Source organism: Phocaeicola faecicola (assembly GCF_013618865.1).
GTDB classification, from domain to species: Bacteria; Bacteroidota; Bacteroidia; order Bacteroidales; family Bacteroidaceae; genus Phocaeicola; species Phocaeicola faecicola.
In genome coordinates, this window is sequence record NZ_JABSOE010000021.1 from 31,003 (window position 1) to 51,135 (window position 20,133).

Consider the following 20,133-nt stretch of genomic DNA (forward strand, 5'->3'; position numbering starts at 1 on the left):
GAGGGACCGTCGATATAGTCAATAAACGTCGGAAGAAAGCTATGGCACCACTACTCCCAACTTTTTCTTTCCATCCATTTTAACCGTGAGCGGACGATCAAAATGTACCCAGCGCAAGAAACGGGTTTCCTCCACTGCCGGCATGGCATTCAGCAGTTCCTGATTGTAAATGCCGTCGTTCATATACGCATTGATCGTAAAATATCCAACTCCGAAAGAAGTCAGGTTCTGGAAAAAGTGCGTTCCCTGACTCGGGTCAACCCGATAATTGGTCAGTCCGGCCTCAACGATTACCCTTGCAGCCGAAATGTTCGGCCACTTGACAGGAATGCCCAGCCAGGTATCACTGCTGCCCCATCGGCCCGGTCCTACCAATACATAATGCTTTCCTTCATCCAGGAACTGCCTGTTCAGTTTTTCTATTTCATAGGCAATCAGCTGATTGTTGGAAGCGGAATATCCCTCGGTCTTCACATAAATCACATCCTGGATATCCTCCATCACCCCATGTCCCAGAGCATTCACACTCTTCAGCAATACCTGGTCTTCGGGAATCTCATTCAAGTCTTCCTGCAGATCGGCCTTCATATCCACCATCGGACGGATCTGAAGCAGATAGAAGGTACCCTTTTTCTCCTTCGCATTCAGATTGACCGCAAATTCAATTTCCACCGGACGGCGCATCTCTCCCTGCCCGTACTTCTGTGCCAGCCGCAGGATTTCGGCCAGCGGAAAGACATCGTGCTGCAGAATGTTCGCAAAGGTAATGACCTTACGGCCTCCCGGATAGATACCGTCACGGATCACCATGTCATACGGATCGTAAGTGGAAGCGATGTAATTCAGCGATCCATCCGCCTCGGCCTCCTTTACCGGAAGCTTCAACAGGTTGAAACCGTCATCCAACGAGAAGTTCTGTCCCGTATTCTTCAAGTCCAGCGCATAGAAACGGGTCTGCGTCTCACGCAAAGCCATCTCCATCTCACTGGTCTGAAGCACCTTGTCCGGATGATAAGGACAAACCCGCAGCGTAAGACCTCCGTCCACAATGTACTTACCCAGTCCCAGTGCCAGACTCACCGTACCTTCTTCGGCCAGTTCATCATTGATGGGATAATAATTAATGGAGCGGGCCACTCCGGATATGGACGGATAAAAACGGTCTCCATACTGCGTTCCTACCACCTCCTGCAGGATTACCGCCATTTTCTCCTGATCGATGACATTGCTGGTAGCCTGCATGTAAGCCTTACTGTCCTTGTAATACACCGAAGCATATACACCTTTGATGGCATCACTCAACATGCGCAGCATCTCATACTTATCATCGAGATAAGGAATCATATAAGTAGAATAGATTCCGGCGAAAGGCTGGTAATGAGAATCCTCCAGCAGACTGGACGAACGGATGGCAATCGGTGTCTTCACCACATCGAAGAAGGCAAAGAAATCTTCCACCAGGCGGTCAGGCAACTTTGCCTTGAGGAAGGCCCGGAGAATCGTCTCGTCATCGGCATCGCTCAGTGCCAGCTGATACAGCTGGTTGGTATCCATAAACTCATCGAAAATATCCGTACAGAGCACCACTGTTTTCGGAATGACTACCGAGGCATTCTCGAACTCTTCGAATTCGGCATGGCGCTTCACCATATTATCAATAAAGGCCAGTCCCCTGCCCTTTCCTCCCAGAGAGCCGTCGCCGATGCGGGCAAAATGCGAGTAACGGTCGAATCGGTCGCGCTGGAAGACAGCCACGACACCCTGGTTCTTCATCTTACGGTATTTTACGATAGCCTCGAAGATAATTTTCCGGTGCGCGTCAATGTCCTGCAAAGACTCCCAGGTAATCTGCTTCAGGAACTCAGCCACCGGGAAGATGGCACGCGAATACAACCAGCGGGATACGTGATTGCGGCTGATGTGATACAGGAAGGAATCGGCAGGAATGGAGAAAATCACATTCTGCAGTTCCTTCAGGTTGTGCACCCGAAGTACCTCTTCCTTAGTGGTCGGATTACGGAAAATAAAATCCCCGAAACCGAATTTCTCCGATACAGCCTCCCGCAGGTCAATATTCATTTTCTTCGAGTTCTTGTCGATGAACTCCGCATTACACTTCAAGGCATAGGCCCGGTTCGATTCTTCAGCCGACTGCAGGATAAGCGGAATGAAAGGATCACGGCGGCGCACTTCGTTCAGGAACTTGACACCTGCCAGCGGATCGATCACTCCTTCGTGCGGATAACGGGCATCGGAAATAATACCCAGGGTATTGTTCTGGTACTTGTCATACAGTTCCATCGCCTCTTCGTACGAGCGTGTCAGTACTATCTTCGGACGTCCGCGCATACGGAGCGTACGCTGGTGTTCGTTCAAGGCTTCGGTGGCAAACTCCTGACTTTGCTGCAGCACGAACTTATACAGATTGGGCAAGACGGACGAATAGAAACGGATGGAATCCTCTACCAGCAGGATCATCTGTACACCCACCTCTTTAATATCGTGTTCCAGGTTCATCTTGTCCTCAATCAGTTTGATGATGGAAACCAGCAGATCGGTATTTCCCAGCCAGCAGAATACATATTCAAAAATACTCAGGTCTTCGTTTTCCATTCTCTCCCGGATACCGTGTGAGAACGGAGTCAATACTACCAGCGGAATGTGAGGGTACTTCTCCTTGATCTGACGGGCAATGTCAAACGTATCGCTGTTATCCGATCCGGGCATACAGATTACCAGGTCGAACATGGTATTGCCCAACTGCTTCCAGGCATCTTCCTCAGTGGAAACCTGAGTGAAACGGGGAGGATAACGCAGACTCAAATTCATGTATTCGATAAAAATCTTCTCATCGATACGCCCATCGTCCTCCAGCATGAAAGCATCATAAGGATTGGCAACCAAAAGCACATTGAAAATACGCTTTGTCATCAGGTTCACAAACTGCGTATCCTTGAAATAAAGCTGATTTAATTTTAACTTACTGAGCATTGCTTTCTGATTTAAGCTTTTATTTTTCTAACAAATTACGGAAATTCTGATGATTTTTCCAATAAAACTCCTCATGTTTTTAACACAAGGTACAATTGTACCGCAACCGGCGGCCTACATTTTATTACAATCTCAGAGAAAAAATACCCCAAACATTTTGCAGTCTCCGATAAAAGAATAACTTTGCAGTAACAAAAGAAACATTTTGTCAGACCTTAAATTAACGTGTCATGAATATCAACCAAATTATGTCATCCCTGGAAGCCAAGCATCCGGGTGAGTCAGAGTATTTACAAGCCGTAAGAGAAGTATTGCTTTGTATCGAAGACGTATATAACCAGCATCCTGAATTTGAAAAAGTATCACTGATTGAACGTCTGGTAGAGCCCGACAGAATCATCACGTTCCGTGTTCCATGGGTAGATGACAAGGGTAAGGTACAGGTTAATCTGGGATATCGTGTACAGTTCAACAATGCGATAGGTCCTTACAAGGGAGGTATTCGTTTCCATGCATCAGTCAATTTGTCCATTCTGAAATTCCTGGGATTTGAACAGACTTTCAAGAACGCACTGACTACCCTTCCTATGGGTGGCGGAAAAGGCGGTTCGGATTTCTCTCCCAGAGGAAAGAGCGATGCCGAAATCATGCGCTTCTGCCAGGCATTCATGCTGGAACTGTGGCGTCATGTAGGACCGGATATGGACGTTCCGGCAGGTGATATCGGTGTAGGCGGCCGCGAAGTGGGATACATGTTTGGTATGTATAAAAAGCTGACGCACGAATTTACAGGTACCTTCACAGGTAAGGGACTGGAATTCGGAGGTTCACTGATCCGCCCGGAAGCTACGGGATTCGGAGGTCTTTATTTCGTAAAACACATGCTCGACAAGAAGGGCATTGACATAAAGGGAAAGACAGTAGCCATTTCAGGCTTCGGTAATGTGGCTTGGGGTGCTGCTACAAAGGCTACCCAACTGGGTGCCAAGGTAGTCACCATCTCCGGACCGGACGGATACGTATATGACCCGAACGGTATCAGCGGAGAAAAGATCGACTACATGCTGGAACTGAGAGCTTCCGGTAACGATATCGTAGCACCTTATGCAGAAAAATATCCTGAAGCAACTTTCGTAGAAGGACGCCGTCCATGGGAAGTAAAAGTAGACATCGCATTGCCATGTGCTACCCAGAACGAATTGAACGGAGAGGATGCCAAACATCTGATTGAAAACCAGGTAACCTGCGTAGGCGAGATTTCCAACATGGGATGTACGCCGGAAGCCATCGACGCTTTCCTTGAACATAAGATCATGTATGCTCCGGGCAAGGCAGTCAACGCTGGTGGAGTAGCTACCTCAGGTCTTGAAATGAGCCAGAATGCCATGCATCTGAGCTGGAGTGCCCAGGAAGTCGATGAAAAACTGCATCAGATTATGAACAACATTCATGAACAGTGCGTCAAATACGGAACCGAACCGGACGGATACATCAACTACGTCAAGGGAGCCAACATCGCCGGATTCATGAAGGTAGCTCATGCCATGATGGCACAAGGAATTGTTTAATCATAATAAATTAAAATATCTCGTTTAGTTGTATTTGTATTTTGTATTGTAGTTTTCGCTGTCTACCTGTGAAGGTGGGCAGCGCTTTTTTTATCCGGTAAGTAAAAAAATACATCGGATAAGGTATACACTGAGAGAAACGTGCGTTATTCCAATAAAAGACCTTATGCATATGAAAAAAATTATTGGATTGATAGCCATTATCTGCAGTTTTGGATGTACTGCAGAACACCTCTACGAACCCCAGTCGTCACTGACCGTTACCGGAAATACCTACTACGGTTTTCAGGAAGAACATTCGCGCAGCCTCTCGCTGCAAATGCTCCCGGAAGAAAGCCGGATCTCCCTGTTTGCCACCGGAGGCATCGAAGCCCACAATGCCATACTGACCTTCCGCCAGGGAAGGTGGCAGCACACACTGGAATGGAAACACACGCCGGAACCGGTGCATCTCTCATCCTATTACCCCGTTTTTCCGGAAAATCAGAACGGTTTTTATGAATCCGACGGTCTCCTGAAAGATTTTCTGTACTGCAGACAGCAGGTGGCCTATAAAGAAAATATCGCACTGGAATTCAAGCACCTGTTCTCCCTGCTGACCATAGAGGTAAAAGAGGGGCTCAAAAGCAACCTCAGACAACTTGCAATTACTCCATCCCAACAGATTTCCTCCATCGATCCTTACTCCGGAAAGATGGAATTTGCCACCGGAGAGCCCAGGACCTATGTGCTCGAAGGCAACAAAGAGGGCAGCTATTCTTTCCTGATTCCTCCCGCTCCACAGATGAGCATCCGCATCCGGCTGACTTATTCCGACAACCAGACCAAGGAAGCGGACCTGTCTCCAAGGGACTATCAGCAGAACCGTCAATATATCTGCCGGCTGACTCCCTCCGAAAAAGAACCGGGCATCTATACGGGTGAGGACCTGGTGGCCTTCACCCATCTGATCAACGGGAATCCTTATAAAGACCGCAGACTGGAAGAATTCGGACATAGCCAGGGAAGCCGGACGGTCTACACCCTGCAGAATGATATCCGGCTGACACCCGCCGAAAGCAAGCAGATACAGCCCATCGGTTATGTTCCGGTAAAAGGGGACAAGAAAGGGTTGAAAGACTGTTTCGACGGAAAAGGAAATACCATATACGGATTAAGTTTATATCCGTTCCATGATTCAAATTATTTAGGACTTTTTTCCTATATTTCCCCCGAGGGTGAAGTGAAAAACCTGACTCTTTCCCATGCTGAGATAGCCCCGAGTACATGGAGATACCGGAATATAGGACTACTTTGCGGATTGAATGGAGGAACCATCAACAACTGCCGGATTACGGACAGTCGCATTAAACCCCAGTACCAATTGTACCTGGGTGCGATAGCCTGCTACAACAAAGGAATCATCCTCAACTGTTCGGTAGAAAATACCTCTTTCTACAATATCAATCCTAATGGAAATACCGGAGGTATCGTAAGCGAGACAGATGGAAGTGTGTTAAACAGTTATATTGCGCACTGCGATTTGAAGAACATTCTGATAGGTGCTGGCATATGCCATAGAGTTACCTCTGGCGGAGTAATCCAGAACTGTTATTCACACCAGAATACCCACAAGCCCAAAGTGGCGGAATATGCGCACATCGTCTACGAAACCAGCGGATATATCAGCAACTGTTATTACATGAAGGAAAGCTCATTTACACGGCCGGTTTACAAGAAAAGCAGAAGCAGCAAGAACTTTAATACCTATCCTTATGAAGCGGAAAGTTTTCTCATTATCAGGAATGACAACAGCAGGCAACCGGTGGTCAATGCACTGAACAACTGGATCCAGACCACCGGAAAGAAACAGTACCCTAAGCGTCAGTTTCATGAATGGCGCAGCCGGCAGGAACTGCCGGCCTATCTGCAGCGCACGGTAAGATGATTAGATTTTTTAGCATCCGGAATCTGTTTTATACATAAAATGTTGTATTTTTGCACCAAATACATTTTTTTCATGGATAAGAACAAAAAACTGCTGATAATTATCGCGACACTGGTAGTCCTGATTGCCGGTGTCTCTTTTCTGGCTTTTAACGAGTTCCGGAAGAACAAGAACATGACCGAACTTTTTGCCATCGAAAAGGAAGAGATGGAAAATGAATACAGTACATTCGCCACTCAGTACGATGAACTGCAAATTCAGATAAACAATGACTCGCTCCGGGAAAAGCTGGAAAGCGAAAAGCTGAAGACACAGCGCCTGCTGGAAGAACTGCGTCAGGTAAAAAGCAGCAATGCCAGTGAAATCATGCGACTGAAAAAAGAACTTAAGACAGTCAGGGCCGTGTTGAGAAGCTATGTGATGCAGATCGACTCACTGAACCGCATCAACGCTGCACTGGTGGCCGAAAATCAGGAGGTGAAGAATAAATACTCGGCTGCAACCCGGGAAATCAATACGCTCTCGGCCGAAAAGAAAAACCTGAATGAGAAGGTGACACTGGCTGCCCAACTGGATGCAACCAATATTACTGCCCTGCCGATGAACAAGCGGGGTAAGAAAGCGCGGAAAGTGAAGGATGTGAAAAAAATTGCCATCTCGTTCACCATCGTGAAGAATATTACTGCAGAGACCGGAAACAAGACATTGTACATCCGGATTGCCAAGCCGAACAATGAGATTTTGTCCAAAGGCGACACTACCTTCCCGTACGAAAACCGCAAGCTGACTTATTCCATCAAGAAATATATTGAATATACCGGAGAAGAACAGCAGGTTACCGTATATTGGGATGTGGAAGAATTCCTGCCGGCAGGAGAATACAACATCTATATCTTTGCCGATGGAAACATGATTGGACAGAATGCATTTGAAATGAACTAATTAGCCACTCATGAAGAAAATTCTGACTTATTTCATATTGCCGTTTATTCTGGCCCCGGTCTTGCTGGCGTCCTGCGGAGAAGACCGGTCGGGGGAATATTATGCCCTTATCAGCACCAAGACATGGATGTATGAGACCATGCAGCAAAATTACTTGTTCTACAACGATATTCCTGCCGAGAGTGAGTTGGATTTTTTCAGGAAACCGAGTGAGTTCTTAAAATCGGCCGCATCTTCCCGCGACCAGAAAAACGGTGTCCTGTTCTCACACATTGATTCGGTATTCAACGAAACAAGAACAATAACCAGCCAGTATCCCAGCTACGGAATTGAGGGAGCTTTGGTAAGAAATGCTGCAGGTGACAATGTGGTGCACGTGTTGTATACCTACCCCAACTCACCGGCTTCGGAAGCGGGACTGAAACGGGGAGACTGGATCATTGAGGCAGACAGTCAGAAGATTAACAGCAGCAATTACGAACAGTACATAGAACGGCCCATGCAGGCGTACAACTATAAAATTGCCCGAAAAAACACCGAGGAAAAGAACGATACAATCATGGTTGAAATGCCGGCTCCAAGAGTGATTGAGGAACCGAGTGTACTTATGACCAAGTCGATTCAGGCAGGAAACCAGCATGCATATTACATTCTATACAACAGTTTCGAGGCAGAAAATGAACTGAGAGAGGCATTCGCCAACATTCCTTCCAATACCACCGACATTATCCTGGACCTGAGGTATAATCCGGGAGGAAGCGTATCGACTGCCATCCTTTTAGGCACCTACCTGGCACCGTCGAATGCCATGAACCAGAAATGTGTAGACCTGATTCCGAATGACAAGATCAATAAGGTACAGACGTACAACTTCGACCCGCAGCTTCTGGCAGGAGGAAACCGCTTCGATTACAGAAATCTGTATATCCTTACCACTTCCAATACCGCTTCGGCATCCGAACTGGTCATCAACTGCCTGCGCCCGTACATGACCGGGAAACTCTTCCAGGTAGGAGAAGCAACTTTCGGTAAGAACGTGGCTCAAAGTCTTTTTAAAGACCCTCTGGCACCCAAATTGGAATTCTGGCTGACAACAGCCTATATCAGCAACTCGAAAGGCGAATACGAGTATTACGAGGAAGGACTTAAACCCGATTTCCTGCTGGAAGAAAATCTGGCGGGTGAGCTCGGAGAGTTCGGAACCCCGCAAGACAGTCTCTTGCGGCCGGTGCTCTATCACATTGAGAACGGAAGTTTCCCTCAGACAACAGCCCCCAAAACGCGTGTTGCATCGACAAGTATTCTCTATAATTCCATTACAAAAAGAGAGAAAAAGGCACAGTTGCCATCCCATTTCTCCCAAGAGTAACCATTTACTAAAAAATGGTAAAATAATAAGTTAGCGAAATATCTTTTCAACCTTTTCTTTTCGCATTTGTTTATAATGTATATATTTGCAATGTTGCATAAACAACCAATAACAAATGCGAATCAGGCAATGAAAAGATTTTTAAGCTTATTTTTACTCTCGGGAATCGCTCTAGGAGGATACAGCCAACGTGTTCTCAACATAGACAGTTGCCGGGCTTTGGCTCTGGAAAACAACAAAGAGCTACGTATTGCTCAGGAAAAAATAAATGCAGCCCACTATCAGAACAAAGCGGCATTTACTAATTTTCTGCCCAAAATCGATGTAATGGGTACTTATATGCATACGCAAAAGGAGATATCCTTACTCAATGACCAACAAAAAACGGCAATCAGCACCATCGGTACGGAACTGCAGCAGGCCATTCAGGGAATGGCTGGAAGTGTGCCCGGCCTGGGTACTATCCTGCAACCGATATTACCGATGCTCCCCGGCATCGCCAACAGTCTGAACCAGAAAGGAGAAGAACTGGTCAATGCTTTTCGCACCGATACCAGAAATCTGTACGCAGGAACCGCTACCTTAACCCAGCCGATCTTCATGGGCGGAAAAATCATCGCTTACAATAAAATCACAAAGTATGCCGAACAGCTGGCTGAGTCACAGCATGCCACCGGTATGCAGGACCTGATTTTGAATACCGACCAGGCATACTGGCAGGTAATCTCACTGGTCAATAAAAGAAAACTGGCCGAAAGTTTCCTGAAACTGGTCAGACAGCTCGACCAGGATGTGAGCCAGATGGTCAAGGAAGGAGTAGCGACAAAAGCCGATGAACTGAGCGTCAAAGTAAAAGTCAACGAAGCCGAAATCACACTGACACAGGTGGAGAACGGACTCAGTCTGTCAAAAATGGTATTATGCCAACTGTGCGGCATTCCGCTGAACTCCGACATCCGGCTGGCCGACGAGGACATGCAGAACCTACCAATTCCCGACAACCGCACCGAATTCAATGTAAATACGGCCCTGTCAAACCGGGAAGAAATCAAGAGTCTGGAACTTGCAGAAAAGATTTATCGTCAAAAAGTAAACGTGACCCGTTCGGAATTCCTGCCCTCGGTAGGTCTTACCGCCAACTACACCTTTACCAATCCTTCACTGGTCAACGGATTTGAAAACAAATTCAGAGGATTCTGGGGAGTGGGAGTCGTAGTCAAGATTCCGGTATTCCACTGGGGAGAAGGAATATATAAGGTCAAAGCCGCAAGAGCAGAGGCCAACATTGCCCGCTACCAGTTGGACGATGCCAAGGAAAAAATCGAATTGCAGGTTTCTCAAAGTTCCTATAAAGTCAACGAAGCCGTAAAGAAACTGGCAATGGCAGAACAGAACATGTCGAAAGCAGAAGAAAACCTCCGATATGCCGACTTAGGTTTCAAGGAAGGAGTCATCCCTACCAGCAACGTACTGGAGGCACAAACCGCATGGCTGTCAGCACAGTCCAGCAAAATCGACGCGCAGATAGACATGAAAATGAGTGAGTTATATCTTAATAAATCAATGGGAATTTTAAAATAAAATACTGATATGTCAGAAAAAAATCAACGCAGCAATGTTATGCTGGCCTTCTTTACACTAGTAGCGGTTATTATTCTGGTCAGCGTGATCGGTTTCTTTACACTGGGTAAAGGACCGGAAATTATACAGGGACAAGCCGAAGCCACAGAATATAGAGTATCCAGCAAGGTGCCTGGAAGAATTTTAAAATACTGGGTATACGAAGGAGATAAAGTCAGAGCCGGAGACACACTGGCCATTCTGGAAGCCCCGGAAGTCATGGCGAAACTGTCACAGGCACAGGCCGCAGAACAGGCCGCTTTAGCGCTCAGTCAGAAAGCGGAAAAAGGAGTACGTGCCGAACAGCTGCAGGCTGCTTATGAAATGTGGCAGAAAGCCAAAGCCGGACTGGAGATTGCTGAAAAATCTTATCAGCGGGTAAACCGTCTTTTTGAAAGCGGAGTGATGTCGGCCCAGAAACGCGACGAGGCCAAGGCACAATATGATGCAATGGCTGCTACGGAAAAAGCGGCCAAGGCACAATATACCATGGCAAAGAACGGAGCTCAGAAAGAGGATAAGGAAATGGCAGCTGCCCAGGTAGAACGTGCGAAAGGTGCCGTAGCAGAAGTCAACTCATACATCAAAGAAACCTACCTGATTGCCTCTGCCGACGGAGAAGTGACCGAAATTTTCCCTAAAGTCGGAGAACTGGTAGGTACTGGCGCCCCGATCATGAACATCGCCCAGATGGAAGACATGTGGGTAACGTTCAATGTCCGTGAAGACTACCTGAAGGATTTCAGCGTAGGCGGAGAAATAAAGGCATATGTTCCGGCCTTGGACAAAGACGTGACCTTCAAAGTCACTTACATGAAAGACCTGGGTACTTATGCCGCCTGGAAAGCCACCAAGACTACCGGACAGTTCGACCTGAAGACGTTTGAGGTAAAAGCCAAACCGGTGCAGCCCGTCGAGTCCCTGCGTCCGGGAATGTCGGCCATCATTGAAAAATAAATTATTGTTTATCCATCTGTTTATATGTCAATTACAATCCATAAATGCCTGTCAGAGGTTGTTGTCCGGGAAATCAAACGCATTGCAACCAAACCCATGTATTTGTTTTGCATGGTAATAGCTCCGGTACTTAGTTTCATCTTCTTTTCTACGCTGATGGACGAAGGACTGCCTACTAACCTGCCATCGGGAGTTGTGGATTTGGACAATACCTCCGTCACGCGTAACATCATCCGCAACCTGGATGCCTTTCAGCAGACACAGGTAGTCAAGCATTACAGCAGCTTTGACGATGCGAGACAGGCTATGCAAAGAGGAGAAATCTATTCATTTTACTATATTCCGGAAGGAACTACCGAAAAGGCCATTTCCAGCAAGCAGCCCCGGGTATCGTTCTACACCAACAACGCCTACCTGGTAGCAGCCTCACTGCTCTACAAAGACCAGCGAATGATGTCTGAACTGGCCTCAGCTGCCATCGGCCAAAGTACGCTGCTAGCCAAGGGAGCTACTGAGCGGCAGGCACTCGCATTTCTGCAGCCCATCGTAATCGATACTCATGCCATCAGTAATCCCTGGCTGAATTATTCGATCTATCTCTGCAATACGATTTTTCCCGGTATACTGATGCTGCTGATATTCCTCACCACCAGCTATACACTGGGGACAGAGATCAAAGACAATACGGCTCATGACTTGATGGAGAAAGCAGACCAGTCGATTATCACGGCCATCGTAGGAAAATTACTGCCACAGAGTATGTTCTTTTTTATCATGGCGATTTTCTACAACGTATACCTGTACGGCTATCTGCACTATCCGTGTCACAGTGGCATATTACCGATGATTCTGATCAGTATGGCACTGGTACTGGCTTCACAGGCTATCGGGGTGCTCTTCTTCGGAATATTCGGAAGCCTGCGACTGGCTCTGAGTGCCGGGTCTCTGTGGGGAGTCATTTCATTCTCCATTTCCGGATTTACCTTTCCGGTGATGGCCATGCATCCCACCCTGCAGGCACTCAGCAACCTCTTCCCTCTGCGGCATTATTTCCTGCTATATGTAAATCTTGCCCTAAACGGATATCCCATTATTTATGCCTGGCATTCGGTGGTGGCATTGCTGATATTCATGCTTTTGCCATTTTTCGTACTGAAACGCATCCGCACTGTCATGACTCAATATGTGTATATCCCTTAAAATTTTAAACCATGAACAATTATTCATTCAAACATATCGTTAGGCAAGGATTAAGCGGCTTGTTTCACATCTGCTGCCAAGAACTGCGGGCCACGTTCAAGGATCAGGGGGTACTGATTTTCTTCCTGCTTGTTCCGCTGGCATATCCGCTTGTCTATGCGTTCATCTATACCTCCGAGGTGGTACGTGAAGTACCGGTAGCCGCGGTAGATCAAAGCCATTCCAGTTCAAGCCGGGAATTCCTGCGGCTGGCAGACGGAAGTCCGGATATCAAGATCCAGTCCTACTGCGCCGACATGGAAGAAGCCAAAGAACTGGTCAAAAGACAGGACGTATACGGTATTATCTACATTCCGGAAAACTTCAGTAAAGATATTGCACAGGGGGAGCAGACACACGTCAGCATCTTCTGTGATATGAGCGGAATGCTTTATTACAAGGCCATCCTGACTGCCAGTACAGAAGCCTCACTGACAATGAACAAAAGCATTAAAATCCAACGGGCTGGCAACACCACCGACCGGCAGGATGAAATCACCACTGCCCCGATTGAGTACGAAGCTGTCTCCCTGTTCAATCCGCAAAACGGATTTGCCAGTTTTCTGATTCCGGCCGTACTAATGCTGATTATCCAGCAGACACTCTTGCTGGGCATAGGACTGTCAGCCGGTACCGCCCGTGAGAACAACCGTTTTCACGACCTCGTACCTATCGCCAGACAGTATCAGGGAACCCTGCGCATCGTATTGGGCAAATCATTTGCTTACCTGCTCATTTACACACTGGTAGCTGCTTATGTACTCTGCGTCGTCCCCAAACTGTTCAGCCTGGTACAGATTGCACAGCCTGGTACATTGATTGCTTTTGTGCTGCCCTATCTGCTGGCATGTATCTTTTTTGCCATTACATGCTCCATCTTCATACATCACAGAGAAGCCTGTATGATGATTTACGTCTTCACTTCCGTACCGCTGTTGTTCATCTCCGGAATTTCCTGGCCGGGAGCCGCCATACCCAAATTTTGGGAAGTGGTGTCATGGATATTCCCATCGACCTTCGGTATCAACGGTTTTGTCCGGATAAACAGCATGGGGGCCACACTGCACGAAGTCATACCCGAATTCCGTGCCTTATGGATCCAGGCTGGAGTATATTTCCTGACCGCATGCCTGGCCTACCGGTATCAGATCCGTCTGAGCCGCTACCATGCCATCAGACGTATCTATCAGTACAAAAAGAAAAAACGTTTTAAATAAGCAGAATGAACACAAGCAAGAAAAAATGAGGAAGAAACTTTGCAGAACGCAGGAATACTTGTAGTTTTGCACATCTATTATTAGCAATTATGAATCAAGATAAAAGATTTCAGTTACTTCCATTTCTTGCCTTGTGTCTCATTTTCATCGGCACGCCCTGGCTGTATGCACAAAACGCCAAAACTAATTTTCAGTTTACGATATTAAAATCAACCTGCGAACCTCAGACTGAAGTACTCCTGAAAATCAACGGGAGAAGCAATGAATACAGAACAGATAAGGAAGGAGTAATCGTTTTCGATTTCGATGCAAGCTCCAGTTATACCTACACGGCTTCCCTGTATTTCCTGTCCGATTTACAGAAGTCTGTTCTGTCTTTTCCACTGGAAAAAGAAAAAAACATCCGTACTTTCTATCTGGACAGCCCCGAAGACATTGCGGTATTCAAACAGCAGAACCAGACCTTCAGCATTGAAGGCTTCGTAAAAGACGAGAAAGACAATCCCATCACCGGAGCCATCATCAGCATTCAGGGAACGGGAAGGAAAACGGTTTCGGATGAAATCGGATCATTCCAGATTGAAGCCGATTACAACCACCCCATCGCCATACGTGCGGAAGGCATGGAAAACCGCCTGCTGAACATCACCCCCTTTCTTAAAGAAACCAACGACCCTTATACCGTCTACATGAAAGAAAAAAGTGCCGGAAGGGTATATTCGGTCGTCTCACAGATGCCCGAATTTCCACGAGGAGGCATGAAAGCCTTCGTCAACTACCTGAAAAGGAATCTTGTATACCCTCCTCAGGCCCTCCGCGATTCAATTGAAGGAGTGGTTGCCGTGCAGTTCGTGGTAGAAACCAATGGAGAAATCACCTCTCCGGTCATTGTCAGACACCTGGAAGCCAGTATGGATACGGCAGCCCTGACAGCCATCAGAAACATGCCACGCTGGATTCCGGGAAAGGAAAACGGCCGGGCAGTCCGCTGCAAATACTCCGTACCGGTACAATTCAAAATACCTCGCAAAGCACCGGAGCCCAAAGAGACTCCCCGCCCGCAAAAAGATACTTTGAACCATACGGTATTACCGCAACCTCCGGTACTTCTCCAGGATTCGCTGAAGAAAGATTCGCTGCTCCATCTCCAGACAGACAGCATCCTTCCGCCTGCCCTTCTTCAGAAAACGGCCAATGACAGTCTGATTGTCGCACCGGCAGATACCTTGCAGAAGGATTCCACTCAGATTCAGGCTCCTGTGGAACAACCAGCCACACAGGCACCGAAAAAACGCAACTTCCTGGTTCGTTTCTTCCGCTGGCTGTTTGGCATCAAAGACAAAGAACCGGTGGCTCCAGCTGAAAATGCCGCAACGGTACCTGCAGAAAATTAATTGGCAAATCAGGTAATAAAAAAACAATTCGTCCATGAAGCATTTCTTTTCGTGCAGGAATGCTTCATGGACGAATTAGTTTTTATCATATCAGGTTTTATAATAAGAGCAACACTTATAAGAGCATCACTTACGGCGCAGTTCTTCTATCATCGCTTTTGCAGCCCGCTGTGAAGCCCCTGCCTCGCCGAGAATTCCGATAACCCTCTCATAATCGGCCAGCATGCGGTTCCGGGCATTTCCCCCGGGAATGATCTTGCACAGTTCATCGTGCACGTTCAAGACCGTCATGCCATCGGCAACCAGTTCTTTCACCACTTCCCTGTCTGCAATCAGGTTGACCAAAGAAATGTACTTCACCTTCAAAATCATCCGGCGCAGGAAAGAAACCAGTTTGCCGCACGAAATGTAATAACAGACCACTTGCGGCACACGGAACAAAGCCGTTTCCAAGGTAGCGGTTCCCGATGTCACCAAAGCAGCCTCTGCATGGTGCAACAGACGGTAAGTCTGTCCGAAAATCACTTTGACCTCCTGCCCCACATATTTCCGGTAAAAGGCTTCATCGAGTCCCGGAGCTCCTGCTACCACAAGCTGGTACTGAGAGAATTTGCCTGCCGCCTCCACCATACGGACCAGATTGTCTTTGATTTCCTGCTTCCGGCTTCCTGCCAGGAGAGCCAGTACCGGTTTGTCTTCCAGTGCATTATCGGCAACAAACTGCTGAAAATTCCTTTCGTTCTTCTGCAGGTAATCATGCACGGCATCCACACAAGGATTTCCCACATAGCACACCGGATAATGGTGCTTGCGAAAAAAATCGATTTCAAAAGGAAGGATGGAAAAGAGGCGGTCCACATCGCGCTTGATATTTTTGATGCGATATTCCTTCCAGGCCCATATTTTGGGGGAGATATAATAATAAACCGGTATCTGCGTATGCTTTTTTATATATTCGGCAATCTTCAGATTGAAGCCCGGATAGTCTATCAGAATCAGCACATCCGGTTTCCAGTTTACAATATCCATCTTACACACGTGCATGTTCCGGAAAATGGTACGCAAATGCAGCAGCACCGGAATAAAGCCCATGTAAGCCAGATCCCGGTAATGTTTTACCAGAGTCCCTCCCACCTGCTTCATCAGATCTCCGCCAAAGAAGCGGAACTCAGCCAGCGGGTCCTCCTTTTTCAAAGCTGCCATCAAATTGGAGGCATGCAAATCGCCCGAAGCCTCACCGGCAATCAAATAGTATTTCATAACTTCAAGTCCCAGTTTTTCATTTCAGCCAATAACGCATAAGCCGTCATATCGACCTGTACAGGAGTAATGGCCACATAATCATGATCCAGTGCCCAGTGGTCTGTATCTTCCTGATCAGGCTCCAGATTGACGTACTCTCCCGTCAGCCAGTAATAGTTTCCGCCACGCGGATGGTCTGCCTTGACAAATTCATTCGTCCATACCCCTTGAGTCTGCCGGCAGATACGGACCCCGTTCAGTTGCTCCGTATTCGGGAAATTCACATTCAGACAAGTCCACTGAGGCAATCCCTTTTCCAATACTCTCTTGACAATCAGTTCTATATAAGGAAGGCACGGAGAGAAATCAGCATCTGCCGAATGGTTGCAGAGCGAAAAACCGATAGAAGGAATTGCCTTCAAACAACCCTCAATCACCACTCCCATCGTGCCAGAGTAATGTATGTTCACCGAAGAATTATCACCATGATTGATACCGCCGATCACCAGGTCGGGAACCCGGGGAACCAGGGAATCCAGTGCCAGTTTCACACAGTCAACCGGAGTACCTGAACACTTATAGACCGTCAGTTCGGGAGCCTGCTCCACCTTCACGCACCGCAGAGGATGCTCTGAAGTAATTGCTCCGGAAGAACCGGAACGGGGACCATCGGGGGCCACCACAATCAAATCGGCCAGCGGGCGCAACACTTTTATTAACTCATGTATTCCTTTGGCATTTACACCATCATCATTCGATACCAACAAAAGAGGTCTTTTTTCCATATACACAATTTCTATTGACGGTGTAAAGTTACAATAAATCTCCATCCCATACAATTCCTGACTCCTCTTTAAAAGCCCCTGGGAATCTGCAGCAAGCACATTTACGGAATGATTCTTTCGGAAGCGTAAAAATCAGTACGGATATTTGCAAATTTTAGATACCCGAGGCCGCTTTCATTGCACAGAATTATATATCTTTGCTCTCTCGAAGTTATTAACAGAAGATGTGAGTTATCAACATTTTTCGGAATTGCATCGGAAAGCAGATACTGACTCTCATCATTTATTTGTTATTTCGCAATCAGATAAACTGATTAATATGGGAAAAATAATTGCTTTAGCCAATCAAAAAGGCGGAGTAGGTAAAACGACTACTACTATTAATTTGGCCGCATCATTGGCTACTTTAGAAAAAAAAGTACTTGTTGTTGATGCTGACCCACAAGCAAACGCATCTTCAGGATTAGGAGTAGACCTGAAAGAAATTGACTGTTCCATTTATGAATGTATCATCAACCAGGCCGATGTCAGGGAAGCTATATATACTACCGATATTGACGGATTGGACATCATCCCCTCTCACATAGACTTAGTGGGTGCGGAGATTGAGATGCTTAACTTGGAGAATAGAGAGAAAATCATGAAGAAAACACTGGAGCCCATGAAGAATGAATACGACTATATTCTGATAGACTGCTCTCCTTCATTGGGACTGATTACCATCAATGCACTGACTGCAGCCGATTCCGTAATCATTCCGGTACAATGTGAATATTTCGCTCTTGAAGGTATCAGCAAATTGCTGAACACCATCAAGATCATCAAATCGAAGCTGAATCCGAACCTGGAAATAGAAGGATTCCTGCTGACCATGTTTGACTCACGTCTTCGTCTGGCCAATCAGATTTACGATGAAGTCAAAAGACATTTTCAGGAACTGGTTTTCAAGACCATCATCCAGCGAAATGTCAAACTGAGCGAAGCGCCAAGCCATGGAATCCCAGCCATCCTGTACGATGCGGATTCTACAGGGGCCAAGAACCACCTGGCATTGGCCAACGAGATCATTAACAAGAACAAATAACATAATTATATAGATAGTAGGAAGAAAGAGAGCGGTCAAAGCCGGTTCGATTCTCTTTCTTCATATTTTATAGAACTATGGCAGTACAGAAAAAATTTACATTAGGCAGAGGACTTGACGCACTTATTTCGACCAACGAAGAAGTAAGGACATCAGGCTCGTCGTCCATCAATGAGGTGGAACTGAGCAAGATTACAGTCAATCCGAACCAGCCTCGGCGTGAATTTGATCCGATCGCCTTACAGGAATTGGCAGATTCAATTGCCGAAATTGGCATCATACAGCCTATCACACTGCGGCAGATCAGTGACGACTCCTATCAGATCATTGCCGGAGAACGGAGATTCAGGGCTTCCAAACTGGCAGGACTGACCACCATTCCGGCTTATATCCGTACAGCTGACGACGAGAATGTGCTGGAGATGGCACTGATTGAAAACATTCAGCGTGAAGACCTCAACTCACTGGAAATCGCACTGGCTTATCAGCATCTGATTGAGCAGTACGAACTGACCCAGGAACGGCTGAGTGAACGCGTCGGCAAGAAAAGAACGACAATCGCCAATTACCTCCGGTTGCTGAAGCTGCCTGCTCCGATACAGATGGCTTTGAAAAACAGAGAAATAGACATGGGACATGCCCGGGCACTGCTGGCTTTGGAAGATCCTCAGCTGCAGCTCAAGATTTTCAAGGAAATCATTGCCCAGGAATATTCTGTACGCAAGGTAGAAGAGATGGTCAAAAACCTCTCGTTAGGTGAGACAATCGAAGCCAACGGGAAAAAGATTACTCCCAAAGGTGCAAAACTCTCGGAAGAATACACTACCCTGCAGAATCATCTTTGCAATTTTTTCGGAACAAAGGTACAGCTGTCATGCAGCAATAAGGGAAAAGGAAAAATCAGTATCCCGTTTAACAGTGAAAGCGATTTGGAACGAATCATGGATATACTGGATTCGCTAAAACCTACAACCGAATAAAAAAACAGTTTGCTTTGAGAAAAATATCAATTACATATACGTTGTTCATGATGGTGTGGTTTCTCTGCTTCTTGCCGGGAAATGACATAAAGGCACAGGTATTGCCTGCAGGGGATAATAATGAAGTATTCCCGGCAGACACAATCGGGGCCAGTGCGGACTTTCCTGCCTTGCAGCCGGACTCACTGACCGCACAGGAGCAGAAGATTCTTCAGTTGGAAGCGCCTGTCGATACCACCCGGCTGATGCAGCAGGCTGATTCTGCCCAGAAATTTAAAGAACCGGAAATCACTGCCGACTCACATCCCAAAAAGCAATGGCTTCCCATTCCGAACAATTCGATCTGGCTTTCCCTGGCCATTCCGGGAGCCGGACAGATTTACAACCGGAAATACTGGAAACTCCCCATCATCTACGGAGGATTCGTAGGATGTACATATGCCCTGACCTGGAATAACCGCATGTACAAGGATTATTCACAGGCTTATCAGGACATCATGAGCGATAACCCCAACAACAACAGTTATATGGATTTCATGGGACCTGGAATCACACAGGCCGACGTACAGGCCAGACTGAGTTATTACCAGGAACTGTTCCGGAAAAGAAAAGATTTATACCGCAGACAACGGGATTTGAGTATTTTCGTCTTTATCGGCGTATACCTGCTTTCTGTGATTGATGCATACGTTGATGCCGAGTTGTCCAACTTCGACATCTCCAAGGATCTGGGTATGACACTGGAACCTGCTATTTTTAATGATGCATACCGGCAGATGCCTCAGGGCATTGGCCTGCAGTGCAGTATCAAATTTTAG

General features: G+C 46.8%; 15 protein-coding genes. 12 read left to right on the top strand and 3 right to left on the bottom strand.

Annotation, left to right across the window (positions count from 1 at the left end; all coding sequences use genetic code 11):
- Nucleotides 1-39: 39 nt before the first annotated feature.
- The gene (locus H3001_RS07595; protein ID WP_181214585.1) at nt 40-2,991 is read right to left on the bottom strand and encodes a PEP/pyruvate-binding domain-containing protein; all 2,952 of its coding nucleotides are present in this window, start codon (nt 2,989-2,991) and stop codon (nt 40-42) included.
- 230 nt (nt 2,992-3,221) lie between these two features.
- On the opposite strand from H3001_RS07595, the gene gdhA reads away from it, so the two are divergent.
- The 9 genes from gdhA (at nt 3,222) to H3001_RS07640 (ending at nt 15,224) form a co-directional block, all read left to right on the top strand.
- Nucleotides 3,222-4,559: an NADP-specific glutamate dehydrogenase gene (gene gdhA / locus H3001_RS07600; RefSeq protein ID WP_181214586.1), complete on the top strand. Its 1,338-nt coding sequence runs from the start codon at nt 3,222-3,224 to the stop codon at nt 4,557-4,559.
- A 172-nt stretch (nt 4,560-4,731) separates the two neighbouring features.
- Nucleotides 4,732-6,486: a fimbrillin family protein gene (locus tag H3001_RS07605; RefSeq protein ID WP_181214587.1), complete on the top strand. Its 1,755-nt coding sequence runs from the start codon at nt 4,732-4,734 to the stop codon at nt 6,484-6,486.
- A 72-nt stretch (nt 6,487-6,558) separates the two neighbouring features.
- Nucleotides 6,559-7,428, top strand: a complete 870-nt coding sequence (locus H3001_RS07610; protein WP_181214588.1) for a hypothetical protein — start codon at nt 6,559-6,561, stop codon at nt 7,426-7,428.
- Nucleotides 7,429-7,438: 10 nt separating this feature from the next.
- The gene (locus tag H3001_RS07615; RefSeq protein WP_246368521.1) at nt 7,439-8,797 is read left to right on the top strand and encodes a S41 family peptidase; all 1,359 of its coding nucleotides are present in this window, start codon (nt 7,439-7,441) and stop codon (nt 8,795-8,797) included.
- 129 nt (nt 8,798-8,926) lie between these two features.
- Nucleotides 8,927-10,378 (top strand): TolC family protein, encoded by a 1,452-nt coding sequence (locus tag H3001_RS07620; RefSeq protein ID WP_181214589.1) that lies wholly within the window; start codon nt 8,927-8,929, stop codon nt 10,376-10,378.
- A 9-nt stretch (nt 10,379-10,387) separates the two neighbouring features.
- Nucleotides 10,388-11,374: an HlyD family secretion protein gene (locus H3001_RS07625; protein WP_181214590.1), complete on the top strand. Its 987-nt coding sequence runs from the start codon at nt 10,388-10,390 to the stop codon at nt 11,372-11,374.
- Between the two features lie 24 nt (nt 11,375-11,398).
- Complete coding sequence (locus H3001_RS07630) at nt 11,399-12,574, top strand: ABC transporter permease (protein ID WP_181214591.1); 1,176 nt, start codon at nt 11,399-11,401, stop codon at nt 12,572-12,574.
- 11 nt (nt 12,575-12,585) lie between these two features.
- Nucleotides 12,586-13,830: an ABC transporter permease gene (locus H3001_RS07635; protein ID WP_181214592.1), complete on the top strand. Its 1,245-nt coding sequence runs from the start codon at nt 12,586-12,588 to the stop codon at nt 13,828-13,830.
- Between the two features lie 89 nt (nt 13,831-13,919).
- On the top strand, nt 13,920-15,224 hold the full coding sequence (locus H3001_RS07640; RefSeq protein ID WP_181214593.1) for a TonB family protein: 1,305 nt from the start codon (nt 13,920-13,922) through the stop codon (nt 15,222-15,224).
- A 126-nt stretch (nt 15,225-15,350) separates the two neighbouring features.
- Here the strand turns inward: H3001_RS07640 and lpxB are convergent, their stop codons facing one another.
- Both lpxB and surE read right to left on the bottom strand, forming a co-directional pair.
- Nucleotides 15,351-16,484: a lipid-A-disaccharide synthase gene (gene lpxB / locus H3001_RS07645; RefSeq protein ID WP_181214594.1), complete on the bottom strand. Its 1,134-nt coding sequence runs from the start codon at nt 16,482-16,484 to the stop codon at nt 15,351-15,353.
- Nucleotides 16,481-17,251, bottom strand: coding sequence for a 5'/3'-nucleotidase SurE (gene surE / locus H3001_RS07650; protein ID WP_181214595.1), 771 nt, complete (start codon nt 17,249-17,251; stop codon nt 16,481-16,483). Before surE ends, lpxB begins: the two co-directional genes overlap by 4 nt.
- Nucleotides 17,252-17,570: 319 nt before the next feature.
- Here surE and H3001_RS07655 point away from each other — a divergent pair, with 319 nt between their 5' ends.
- From H3001_RS07655 to H3001_RS07665, 3 genes are all read left to right on the top strand, one after another.
- On the top strand, nt 17,571-18,335 hold the full coding sequence (locus tag H3001_RS07655; RefSeq protein WP_181214596.1) for a ParA family protein: 765 nt from the start codon (nt 17,571-17,573) through the stop codon (nt 18,333-18,335).
- 77 nt (nt 18,336-18,412) lie between these two features.
- Nucleotides 18,413-19,315, top strand: coding sequence for a ParB/RepB/Spo0J family partition protein (locus H3001_RS07660; protein ID WP_181214597.1), 903 nt, complete (start codon nt 18,413-18,415; stop codon nt 19,313-19,315).
- 14 nt (nt 19,316-19,329) lie between these two features.
- On the top strand, nt 19,330-20,133 hold the full coding sequence (locus H3001_RS07665) for a DUF5683 domain-containing protein (protein ID WP_181214598.1): 804 nt from the start codon (nt 19,330-19,332) through the stop codon (nt 20,131-20,133).